The organism is Paenibacillus sp. NPDC057886 (genome assembly GCF_042796655.1).
GTDB lineage: Bacteria > Bacillota > Bacilli > Paenibacillales > Paenibacillaceae > Paenibacillus.
Map to the genome: position 1 here is coordinate 320,646 of NZ_JBHVMZ010000003.1, position 12,336 is coordinate 332,981.

Below are 12,336 nucleotides of genomic sequence, written 5' to 3' on the forward strand. Positions count from 1 at the left end.
TAAATATGAACGTTGATCCATAGATTATCAATTAATTTTTATATTAATCTTAGGGAGCTGAACTTCACGATGGAAAAAGCAAAAATGACTGTAGACAAGGATTTCACAATTGGCGTGGTTGATAAACGTTTATACGGTTCATTTATTGAACATCTGGGACGTGCCGTATATGGTGGAATATATGAGCCGGGTCATCCTACTGCGAATGAAGCGGGATTCCGTGGAGATGTGCTGGAGATGGTTAAGGAGCTACAGGTTCCGATTGTGCGGTATCCTGGCGGTAACTTTGTATCCGGTTACAATTGGGAGGATTCGGTTGGGCCTGTGTCAGAGCGTAAGCGCAGACTGGAATTGGCTTGGAGAACAATCGAGACCAATGAATTCGGGTTCAACGAATTTGTGGATTGGTCCAAACAGGCGAATTCGGAAGTGATGATGGCCGTCAACTTGGGAACACGGGGTGTAGACGCAGCCCGCAACATCGTGGAGTACAGCAATCATCCTGAAGGTTCCTACTATAGTGATTTGCGCATTAAACATGGATACAAAGAGCCCCATGCCATCAAAACCTGGTGTCTTGGCAATGAAATGGACGGTCCGTGGCAGATTGGTCACAAAACAGCAGAAGAGTATGGACGGATTGCACTTGAAGCGGCAAAAGTGATGAAGTGGACTGATCCAACGATTGAGCTGGTCGCTTGCGGAAGTTCATCCCTAGGTATGCCATCCTTCCCGGAATGGGAGGCAACGGTGCTGGATCATACGTATGATCATGTTGAATATCTGTCGCTCCACCAGTATTACGGTAATGCTGAGCAGGATACGGCAACTTTCCTTGCGCGCTCTCTTGAGATGGATCGTTTTATTGAGACGGTAAAAGCGACCTGTGATTATATCAAAGCGAAGAAGCGCAGCAAGAAGACCATGTTCCTGTCCTTTGATGAATGGAACGTCTGGTATCACTCCAATGAAAGTGACAAGAAGATGGACCCATGGCAGATTGCTCCGCCACAGTTGGAGGACGTATATAACCATGAAGATGCACTGCTTGTGGGCTGTATGCTGATCAGCATGCTGAAACATGCGGACCGTGTCAAAATGGCGTGTCTGGCACAACTCGTCAACGTTATCGCTCCAATCATGACGGATAATGGTGGTGCTGCATGGAGACAGACGATCTTCTATCCGTTCATGCATGCTTCCGTGTTCGGACGTGGAACAGCACTTGTGCCGTTGATCCAGTCCCCGAAATATGACACCAAACAAATTACGGATGTTCCTTATCTGGAGGGCATTGCGGTGCATAACGAGGAGCAGGGTGAAGTAACTGTTTTCGCTGTAAACCGTCATTTGGATGAATCACTTCCGCTTGAAGTGGATCTGCGCAGCTTTGGGAAGTGCCAGTTGATTGAGCATATTGTGCTGGAAAGTGATGATCTAAAAGCAGCCAATACCGCAGCACAGCCGAATCGCGTCGCTCCGCATAATCGTGGTGATGCAGAAGTATCAGATACACTGATCACGGCAAGCCTGGCCAAAGCATCGTGGAACGTGATCCGATTGAAAGTTCAATAATAGGTGAAATGAGTCGAGGAATCATTCAGGATTCTACAGGGTACCCAGATGGCGGAACTATCTTCGGATCGCTGTGTTCCTCAACTAAAAATGCAAATAAAAGCTGGATGCGAACGAATCGCATCCAGCTTTTTTCGTGTTCCATGAAGAGAACTACTAGAGTATACTCCGTTTGTTAAAAGTCACTCATCGCATCAATGAACTTTATTTCAACTCAGTATCCGGTCCAAACACAAAGCTCTCGCCATCGCGTGGAATGAGCACCTGTCCTTCCAATTGTTCGGATGCCAGATAACTGGCGAGGTCCACGCGGGACATCATGCAATGGTTAATGGCATCCATATGCACAGCGATGAGATGAGCATCCGGTGCATGGCGTTTCACGGCAGCTACGTCAGGCCCGTCCATCGTGATCGGATCCCCTTGTAGGAAGCGGGCACCGCCAGCATTCACCACAATTACCTCAGGCTGATATTGACGGATGGCCTCGGCGGGCTCTTCACACCAGATGGTATCCCCTGCGATATAGGAGACAGGTTCTCCGTCAGCTTCCAATACAAAACCAGACACCTTGCCCATACGTTCGCCGATTTCCCCGGTTCCGTGATGTCCTGAAGTGCGGGCGAAACGTACGGAATGATATTCATGTTTCTCGTCCACGGAGGTAACGTTGGTAAATCCGGCTCCTGTGAATACGGCTTCATCTCCTGGCTGGCACAGCAGAGGTACATCCTTGCGGAGCTGCTTCGCTGCTGCTTCATCCCAGTGATCGGGGTGGGTATGCGTTACAATCACCAGATCCGGATTCACATAATCCGTTTCCGTCTCAGGTAAGGAGACTCTTGGATTGCGTAATTCATTGGGCGTGTTCGGAAAAGCAGGCATCACTTCTTTATCCATCAACATGGGATCAACCAGTATATTCAGACCCCCATATTCCAACCATAATGTAGCATTACGTATCAATTGAATTTTCATTGAACCTGCACTCCTTCGGGAATTAATGTTATTATCCTATATGTTATACAACCCGTTTATCGGCGTAAATAACACACTGAAAGAAAACAGACCACTTTAATTTCAAGTTGAAAGGATTGCAAAATAGATGAATGAAACGATCGATGATACAGATATACGTATACTGAAAAGCCTGATTCGGGACTCCAAACGTTCTCACAAAGAGATCGGCGAAGAGGTACATCTGACCGGACAGGCTGTAGGTGCGAGAGTACGCAAGCTGCATGATCTGGGTGTTATTGAAGGGTATACGGTAAAATGGAACCCGGAACACCTCGGCTTGGGCCTGCAGGCATTTGTAACGATTTTTCTGAATTCCGGCGACAGGCATGCCGCCTTCCGTGAATTTATGACTGCACGTGAAGACATTGTTGAGGTTCACCGTGTCAGCGGAGAGGGTTGCTATCTGATGATCGTACGCACAGGAACCATGGAGCAGCTTGGAAGTTTGCTCGAAGCCATTTTGCCTTATGGAAATTATAGAATGAACCTGTCTGTTGGTATCGAAAAGTCGGAATGAATTGGGCCATATTCAGATGTCCTGTTGCTGTTTCTCGCGCAGTGTCTCCTGCAGAAGGACTATAGATCGACTGAGCTCTTTTTTGGTTAGCAAATGATCGGTCTGGATATGACGCCGGGTGCCGTCTTTCAAATACAGGGCAATCATGGGGGAAGCAGACAATATCCATTTGCTGATGGCGGGCGAGCCAAGCTCAATTTTACGAATCTCATTCCAGGGAATGGTCCGTTTAAGGGTGTGAAGTCCTTCATCATTCCAGGATAATAACACGGGGGAACTCGCGATTGCCCGGGACAGAAACATAAAAAATAAAGGCCCGATAAACCACATGCCAAGAATAGCTGCGATGGAATAATACAATGTCTCCAGTTGTCCAGCGTGATCGTCATAGATGATCCATAACAGGGTGACACATAACAGCAAGAACAGAAGACATAGTGCTCCTTTCCATATTGCCGTGAAACGGCGGTAGGCAATCTGCCTATGCTCAAGCCCTGACTCTTCTAACTTATATAATTCAGGTTTCATACGTACGCCTCCTAATCATCATTTCCCAGAAAATATACCAAACATGCCGCCTGCATCGCAGAGCGGCACGTTCAACGTTTATTTAACCCCACTTGGTTCGATGAGCTATCCAGAAATAGCTGAATCGTTACCTGCTTCACGCGCGTGGGTGTAAAGATCAGCATATACCCCTTCAGCATCAATCAACTTCTGATGTGAGCCTTCCTCGACAATCTCACCATTCTCCATAACGAGAATCCGATCTGCATGCATAACCGTAGATAGACGATGCGCGATGACAATCGTTGTTCTTCCCTGTGAGACAGATTCCAGCGCCTGTTGTACCAATTGTTCGGTATGCGAATCCAGATTCGCGGTTGCTTCATCCAGGATGAGCACTCGGGGCTGAAAGACCACAATCCGGGCAAACGATATCAGTTGACGCTCTCCGGCGGACAGACCGCTTCCGCGTTCGGAAAGACGTGTATCATACCCTTGCGGCAAACGTGAAATCATCGCATGTGCTCCGACGAATCGACAGGCCTGAATAGCCTGCTCCCTTGTAATATCCTCGCGGAACATTCGTACATTGTCAATAATGGAGCCCGAGAATAGGAATGGTTCCTGCTGGATCAGACCAACGATTCGATGCAGATTGGCCTGCGGGAAATGACGAATGTCTATTCCATCGATTTCAATGCTGCCCTGATTCACATCGTAAAAGCGATTGAGCAGGGAGATCAGAGTGCTCTTTCCAGCTCCTGTAGTGCCTACAATACCCACCATTTCCCCCGGATAGAGGTGCAGATTCATATGCTGAATCAGGGGGCGGTCTGCCCGATAGCCGAACGATACATCATTAAAATCAATCTGTCCCATCACGTTCCGTGGTTCAAGTGTGGAGGCGGTCCCGGGTTTCGGGTCAGCGACTTCCGGACGGGTACTCAGAATGTTCCAGATCCGATCCATGGATACGGTTGTTGACTGGAATGTGTTCCACTGCATGGTGATCTGGTTAATCGGCTGGAAGAACTGACGGATGTAACTGATAAACGCATAGAGCACACCCACCTGCAATGATTCACCCAGCACGGCACGTCCTCCAAGCCAGACCATCATTACGAGCGCCGCATTGCCAAGGATATCAAACGTCCGGTTGAATATAACATTGGAACGGGCTTGTGTGATATTGGCCTTCAGGTGAAGTTGGTTCTGTTCCGTGAATCTTTTCTTCTGCTCTTCTTCCTGATGGAAGGCTTGGATCAAAAACATGCCGGACAGGTTCTCTGCCGTGAACGCAATCAAACGGGAGAGACGAGTTCGGGCATTCTGATAAGCCCTGCGCAGTTGGCTCCGAAATAATATGGCAACGATGGCGATCACGGGCAACACGATGAGGGAGTACCCTGCGAGTACCGGATCGAGCTGGAACATAAAGACGATAATGAGCACCAGCATCATGCCATCCCGGATGAGACTAAGCAGTACCTGGGTGAAGAAACTGCTGATCGTTTCCGTATCACTGGATACATTCGTCACCAGACTGCCGATATGGAAGCGATCGAAGAAAGACATCGACATTTTGGAGATATGCTTGAACAGGTCCTTCCGGATGCGAGAGACGATGTTCTGTCCGACATGTTGCAGCAGATTGTTTTGTACATAGGTAAAAATAAAGCTGATTACAGCCAGCCCCAAAAAGATGGCTGCCAACTGGACAAGAAAACCTACACTGGTCTGGCCAATTGCCAGATGATCATCGATCGCGATCTTCACCAGATAAGGCTGAAGCAGATCGGCGGAAATACCTAGCAGCGAACAGAGAAAGATCCCCGCAAAGGCCCATTTATGGGGTTGGGCGTAGGACATCATCGCTTTGAAGGAAGTACGCTTACTCTGGTCTGCGCCTGCATCGGAACCGGATCCATGCCCTGACGGTGCTTGTGCTCCCGCATCTGAACGAACTTCAGCGTTACGGTCAGTCATGATGTAATCCCTCCTCCTGCAAACGATAGGTTGCAGCATATAACCCTTTTGCGGCCATAAGCCCTGCATGCGTTCCTTGCTCAGCGATTCGGCCTTCATCCAGAACGATAATTTCGTCGGCATGACGGACCGCACTAATCCGGTGTGAGATGATCAGCGTTGTTTTGCCTTTGCCGATCTCACGCAGGCTGCGCAGAATGCCGCTTTCGGTAACGGCATCCACAGCACTCATACTGTCATCCAGAATGAGCACCTGAGCTTTTTTGATCAACCCCCGGGCCAGACTGGTGCGCTGACGCTGACCGCCAGACAACGTGAGTCCACGTTCACCCAGCAGGGTATCGAACCGATCGGGGAACCGGATAATGTTTTCGTATATCATCGCTTGTCGTGCACTGTGCTCTACGGTGTCCAGCGGAACCTCGCGGTCGCTAAAAGCGATGTTGTCCCGAATGGTTGTACTGAACAGGAACCCATCCTGCGGTACATAGGCAATACGGGATCGCAGACTTTCCAGCGACAGCTGCCGAATGTCGGTGCCGTTAATGCGGATCGTGCCTTCAGGCGGCTCATATGTACGCAGCAATAGCTTCACAAAGGTACTTTTACCAGAACCTGTTTTGCCCACAATGCCCACGGTTCGTCCTGTCTGGATGTTCAGACTGATGTTTTTGAGCGCAGGGGATGAACTGCCGGGATAAGAGAAGGACAGATTCTCAATTGTAATGTTGTTCACGGCTTTGAGATTTGTTGCATTGGGAAGCTCGCGTACATCAGGCACTTCCATCAACAGATCATTTACCCGCTCCAGTGATGCTCCGGAACGCTGCATGGTATTGATCACATTACCGATTTGTTGAAGCGGCCCCATGATGATCCGCAAATATAACGTCAATGCAACAAAACTTCCGAGCGTAATGGAATTTTGCATCGTCAATATTCCGCCGACAAGCAGGGAGACAACCAGTGAAATGGCACCCAGCAGCGGTAGCAGGGCCTGAAATAGAGAGGACAGACGAACGAGCCTCAGCTGCTTGCTTTTGATTGCATCTACTGTGATCCCAAATCGTTCACGGGCGCTGTCTTCAATGGCAAAAGTTTTGGTTACACGAATACCACCCAGCTGTTCTTCTGCGGATTCCGTCATCGTTGCAAGAGCATCCTGCACATCACGAGAGCGCTTGCGAATTCGCGGACCGAAAAAAACGACCAGAAAGGGAATGGCCAGCAAAGGCACAATACTGATCAGAATAAGTTTCATCGGAATTCCGCTGAGCAGCATCATCACGATGCAGGATAATAATAGAAATGTTGCATTGGTCATCATGGTGACGCCGTTGGAGATGGCTTCACGTACAGAGGTGACATCATTCATGACGTAACTGAGCAGTTTCCCATTTCCCTGTTTGGAAAAATAGTACTCGCTAAGTTCGGAAAACTTGCCGAAAATGCGCTCGCGTGTCATGAATTCGAAGCGGCGTCCAAGCTTCATGATCATGAATTGCCCGGTACCGAACAGCAGATTATAAGCGATCGCAATAGCCAAAAGCGAAAGACTGTACCGGATGACCGTATTCATCTGAAGTGTGTTCTGCATGAGCTGATCTGTGAAGCTGCCCAGAATTCGAGGCAAGGACGCCTGACCCACATTGGAGGCAATAATCAGTAGTACAGCGAACAGATATACGGGCCAGTTGGCAATAACATAGCCTCGTAGTAATCCTTTCTTGGACATAAGATTTGTTCTCCTTTGTTCAGGGTGGAAGTTGGTTCGGAAGCGGAGTCAAGAAAAGGGCCGACACCTGATAATAGCGCGTCGTGCCCTCTTACTTTATGCGATCCGGTTTGCTGTTTATCCGTCATTCGATAGAATTCTCTATTCTTATTTTTGCGCTAATCGATAAGGATGTCAACGAAGCAAGCAAGCATAATGGGAAGAAAGCAGACCAGCGCCCACAGGAAAAGGGATATATGCAGTATTTCCGTCATTTATTCACCAAATGTCGATTTTACTGAAACATTTCCGGAGGGTCTCCCGTCTGTAGGATTGAAGAGGTCAAAAATTGGGTTTACTAAATATGGAGGTGCCAAGAAATGAAACATAAAAAAGGATTGGCTGCAACGCTTGCGCTCTGCGTGTCTTTGACGGCAGGAGGTGCATCGGTACTTGCTTTTTCGGATGTGAGAGATGAAGGACAAAAAACGATTGTGGACTCGTTACATTCCAAGGGTGTTGTTAATGGAGTAACGGCGGATCTATTTCGTCCGGATCTCGCATTGTCCGAGCCACAGGGTGTTCAACTGATCGTGAACGCTTTTGGTCTGAAAAATGAATACGCTGCCGCTTCGGCACAAAATAAAATTAGTCCAACGACCTGGTACGCCGATGCAGTTCAGGCTGCAACACAGAATGGTTTGTCCATTCCGGTGGAGTTGAATCCACAGGCCAAAATGACTCGTGAGCAGTTTGCCATTTTGCTCCTTGAAGGGATTAATACAACCGGAGAATATCCGGTGATTATGCTGTATAATGATATTAAGGACGAAAATAAAATCGGTAAGGACGCCAAATCTGCGGTCCAGAACCTGCTGAACATGGACATCATTGAACTGGATAAGGACGGAAACTTCCGTCCAGATCAGTCGCTTACCCGTATGGAGGCTGCAAGCATGATCTTCAATGCACTTGAATTTGTAGATAAGCACGGCAATGGCGGATCGACAGAACCGACTCCAACGAATCCAGGCGAAGGCCAACAGGGGATTGTTCCTACCGTGACATCAACCAAAGTGGATGACAAGACGGTAAAAGTCAAACTGACCGCGCAAATGCCTCACCCTGGTTATGGATTGAAGATTGAAGATGTGAAACTGGAGAAGGATGGACGTGCCATTGTGCTGTATACTATTATCCAACCTGACCCGGACATGATGTATCCAATGGTTATTACCGATGTAACTGCTGAGACAGACATTCCAACAGGATACACTGCAGAAGCACAGCCTTCTGAAAAATAAAATCAGTGCGATGACTTACTAATATAGAAGTCATTCTAACCTCAGAGACCCACTTTATCCATGCATGCATGGATAAAGTGGGTTTTGCTTTGGAATCAAAAGTGTATCTAATTATTCTATAATAACACAGGTAATATTCTATTATTTGACAGGTTATATTTACTTATTAAATAAGTTAAGATGACTTTTAGTAGTCCCTTAGCAAAGAAAATGGTCCCAATAGTATTGAAATTCTAAAGTAAGTGTCTTAGCAAATAAAGCTCATTTACGATATTCATTTTAATCAAGGAACTGGGAGGTTGGTGATTTGGAAATTAGAAATACGCAAATCGAATTGTTAAGTAAACTATTATCTACATTTTTTGAGAAACTTACTGTCGGAAGAGATCAACAAAGCATTAATTATCGCTTAATAAATAAAATGTTGATCCAGCTAATAGCGCTTCATAAACTCGAGTGTCGAATCGATAAGGACTATTTCAAAAAAAATAATTTTGAAAATCTTGATTACGTATTTTTTAACGATTTAGAATCTATTAGAAATAAAACTAGAATGAAGTTTGAAAAACAGGTTCTCGTTTTAAGAGAACTTTCCGACAGTTTCAAACTTAGAGGATATAATGAGCTACCAATAGTAATTAAAGGAGCCTCTATATATGGAATAACAGGAGATCTTCGCACAATAAAAAGAAGTAATGACATAGATATTATTTATTCTGATTTTATTCTTTTGGAAAGTGTACTGACAGAGATGGGGTTTGAGAAAGATGAAATGAATGAAACAAGTAAACACGAGCATTCTTTGATGGTTAGAGGAGACATTCTTATTGATATTCATAAATATATCCCGATATTAAAATATTCTGAGAGTATTATCAACAAAGCTATGAAAGCAAAACGAACAGAAAGCACTATACTTTTTGAGTCATTCACTAAAATGGAGGAATACTCTGTGGATTACGTGGAGCTTGGGCGACACTCTTTTTCAGACTATTCTAATTTAGGTCTGAGAGTCCCAGCAATTAATTACCAAGTGCTGATACTATGTGCGGAGATATTCAGAGACTATGTTAATTCACAATCTCACTTTTCATCTGGAATAATAATAGCAGATTTACTTGATGTTATGGAATTGATTAGACATCCAACTTTTCAAATGAGTCAGTTTATAACAATAACAAATGGAGAGAGACGTCTTTCCGTGTCATTTGTTGCCCACTTATTAAAAGAATTATTCAACAATTACTTACTTGAATCATTTATAGATGAACAAATATGCTACCCTAAGTTTTTATTCTGGAATGGAACAATGTATTTGCCTACAGATTCTCATGAATATATATATTCTGATCCAAGTGATATTACCCGTCTGCTTCGTTCAGAGACATTTAATTTATTTGAGAATAAGAGAACAATAATTCCCAATAAATTTAATTATAATTCTCACGGAATTTCAAATGTAAAATTAGTTCACTTAGAGAAAGATAATGGTTTATTGAATATAAAAATAACGTTATTAAATAAACCGATAACAAACACAACTGATGTTTTCGAAATAACAATTGAAGGAAAAAGGTGTTGTGTATCTTTAGATGAGAATTGCTTCATAATTGAAGAATTAGTTAGAGGTTGTAAGGTCGAATTGTATGATGAAAAAGAAGAATATTCAGTAGTTTTAAGTGTACCAATAAATATGCTATTACCCCCTTTAAAAATTAATTCTGGAATTATTATCTGCGTTACTCGATGGGGCGATGGTCCTCTATCGACTGTTATTCCCCTAACTGTGCTTAATAGTATCTCATAAAATATGTTTCACAGAAAGGAGGTGATAAAAATGTTGAAATATGAGAAACCAGCAATTGTGGTACTGGGATGTATTACAGAATTAACTGGCTCTGGAGGAAATAACAACGGTGATGGTTGGGGCTACTCAAGAATGGCTTAATACTTATCTTTAAGCAAAAATAAGGAGGCCGTTTATATACGGTCTCCTTAAAAAAGTAGGGAGGAGTTCTTAATAAATAATTTAAAACTTTCGAAAGACTACTTTGGATTTAAAGGATCATTTAATATTGATAATGCTGAAAATGATTTGATATACGTAGATTATATTAATGGAGAATTTTTATCTCCTCGGCGTAATGAAATATACCAAATTATCACAAAAGGTAAACTTTCAGAGGCTAGTCCTAATAATGATGGATTGTTTTTGGCAGGGTACATATGGGAGGAAAACGATGAGGAAATAAATATAATCAAACTTTTGAAAAGTGCGTTGAAAGAGAACAAATTAAATTGCATTAGTGCTATTGATGGTCAGTTTGCAGGTGGACTTGTGGAAGAAGAGTCTCTTATTTTGTTCAGAACCATACATTCTCCCAAAAACATCTTTTATATTGTCACGGAAAGAACATTATATTTTTCTACTTCATATATGGATTTAGTGAGTTGTCTTGAATTTGATGAGACAGCCTTATCAGCATTATGTTGGGGAGAAAATGTACTTCCTTTTAAAAGAATAAGTATGCTTAAAGAAGGTGAATTTTTAACTTTCAATAAAGATGGAATTTCGATTGAAACATTTGACTTTTTAGATCAAATGAGTAGTGGCAGAAATATAAATGATCTAATACTAAGCTTTAAGGAGATATTTTCTGAATCATTATTTTCTAAGATAAAACATTATAATTCACCAGGTTTGATGTTAAGTGGAGGAATTGATTCTTCAGCAGTAGTAGGTGCTCTCCACGGAGGGAGTTATGATTTGAATCGTATGTTTACGTATACATGGGGTTCAAACAAATATACCTCATGCAATGATTTTAAATATGTAAAAAAGATTAAGGATATGCATTTATTTAATGAGAATTTCATAGATGTAGGTGAGTTTGAGCAGATTGATATGCTTGATATGTGTAGTTCATTTAAACTTCCCTCTAATCATTGTTTGACTTCTTGGTGGATAAGTGCAATAAATCTTGCTAGTTTTAACAAAAACACATGCATAATAAGTGGTCTTATGGCAGACAGTTTATTCGATACATACAAAATAAGACCCAAGACAACTCACTTGAATCTGAGAGAAAAATTACATTTGTTCTTACATGGTTTAGGTGTTCCTTATTATAATTATTTTTGGAGTGACTCTAATTCAAATCAGAGTTTGAAGTTTAGTGGAGTGGATTCCAGAGGAATAGATATATTCACGGAGAAATCAAAACAGCATATATCTACTTATATAGGGAATCCATATAACAACTTTAACTTACAATATTTAACTCTTGATTATGAAGTGTTTTACCCCAATGATATTATACATTTCTCTCCCTTTATCGATCGGAAAGTCCATTCATTTGCAAATAGTGTGCAGGATATATATAAACGTTTTCCTTTTCAAGGTAAGGATATTAGTAAACCCATCTTAAGAGCAGCATATTTAAATGAATTGCCTCACGAAGTGTATTCAAGAATATCTAAATCCAATTTTGAAGAGGTAACGTATAAATATGTTGAAGCTAAGAAAGAGAAGATATTAAACATATTTAAAGAATCATTTTTACTAGAGAAAGAGATTATAGATTATGAAAATATACAAAGAGTATTTAAAAACAGAGATTTGTTAGAGTTAAATGCAGGAACTATACTCATATCCGCAATGATTGAGTTGTGGATATGTCAATTGAGAAAAAGTGGAATCGAGTATTCGTAAA

9 protein-coding genes are annotated in these 12,336 nt (G+C 43.0%); 5 read left to right on the forward strand and 4 right to left on the reverse strand.

The window, feature by feature from the left end:
* Nucleotides 1-69 precede the first annotated feature (69 nt).
* Nucleotides 70-1,575: an arabinosylfuranosidase ArfA gene (gene arfA, locus ACFVQB_RS12075; protein ID WP_379438769.1), complete on the forward strand. Its 1,506-nt coding sequence runs from the start codon at nt 70-72 to the stop codon at nt 1,573-1,575.
* 204 nt (nt 1,576-1,779) lie between these two features.
* Here the strand turns inward: arfA and ACFVQB_RS12080 are convergent, their stop codons facing one another.
* Nucleotides 1,780-2,553, reverse strand: a complete 774-nt coding sequence (locus ACFVQB_RS12080; RefSeq protein WP_379438772.1) for an MBL fold metallo-hydrolase — start codon at nt 2,551-2,553, stop codon at nt 1,780-1,782.
* 127 nt (nt 2,554-2,680) lie between these two features.
* On the opposite strand from ACFVQB_RS12080, the gene ACFVQB_RS12085 reads away from it, so the two are divergent.
* Nucleotides 2,681-3,112, forward strand: coding sequence for an Lrp/AsnC family transcriptional regulator (locus ACFVQB_RS12085; protein ID WP_379438775.1), 432 nt, complete (start codon nt 2,681-2,683; stop codon nt 3,110-3,112).
* Nucleotides 3,113-3,124: 12 nt separating this feature from the next.
* Here ACFVQB_RS12085 and ACFVQB_RS12090 read toward each other — a convergent pair whose 3' ends face one another.
* The 3 genes from ACFVQB_RS12090 to ACFVQB_RS12100 form a co-directional block, all read right to left on the reverse strand.
* Complete coding sequence (locus ACFVQB_RS12090) at nt 3,125-3,640, reverse strand: hypothetical protein (protein WP_379438778.1); 516 nt, start codon at nt 3,638-3,640, stop codon at nt 3,125-3,127.
* A gap of 105 nt (nt 3,641-3,745) precedes the next feature.
* Nucleotides 3,746-5,491 (reverse strand): ABC transporter ATP-binding protein, encoded by a 1,746-nt coding sequence (locus ACFVQB_RS12095; protein WP_379439716.1) that lies wholly within the window; start codon nt 5,489-5,491, stop codon nt 3,746-3,748.
* 106 nt (nt 5,492-5,597) lie between these two features.
* Nucleotides 5,598-7,340 carry an ABC transporter ATP-binding protein gene (locus ACFVQB_RS12100; RefSeq protein ID WP_379438781.1) on the reverse strand — a complete coding sequence of 581 codons (1,743 nt, stop codon included), beginning with the start codon at nt 7,338-7,340 and terminating at the stop codon, nt 5,598-5,600.
* Nucleotides 7,341-7,699: 359 nt separating this feature from the next.
* Between ACFVQB_RS12100 and ACFVQB_RS12105 the strand changes: the two genes are divergently transcribed.
* The 3 genes from ACFVQB_RS12105 to ACFVQB_RS12115 all read left to right on the forward strand — a co-directional run bounded on the left by ACFVQB_RS12105 (nt 7,700) and on the right by ACFVQB_RS12115 (nt 12,335).
* Nucleotides 7,700-8,623 (forward strand): S-layer homology domain-containing protein, encoded by a 924-nt coding sequence (locus ACFVQB_RS12105; protein ID WP_379438784.1) that lies wholly within the window; start codon nt 7,700-7,702, stop codon nt 8,621-8,623.
* Nucleotides 8,624-8,930: 307 nt separating this feature from the next.
* Nucleotides 8,931-10,430 (forward strand): hypothetical protein, encoded by a 1,500-nt coding sequence (locus ACFVQB_RS12110; RefSeq protein ID WP_379438787.1) that lies wholly within the window; start codon nt 8,931-8,933, stop codon nt 10,428-10,430.
* A 288-nt stretch (nt 10,431-10,718) separates the two neighbouring features.
* A complete protein-coding gene (locus ACFVQB_RS12115) occupies nt 10,719-12,335 on the forward strand; it encodes an asparagine synthase-related protein (RefSeq protein ID WP_379438789.1) in 1,617 nt (538 codons plus the stop codon).
* Nucleotide 12,336: the final 1 nt, after the last annotated feature.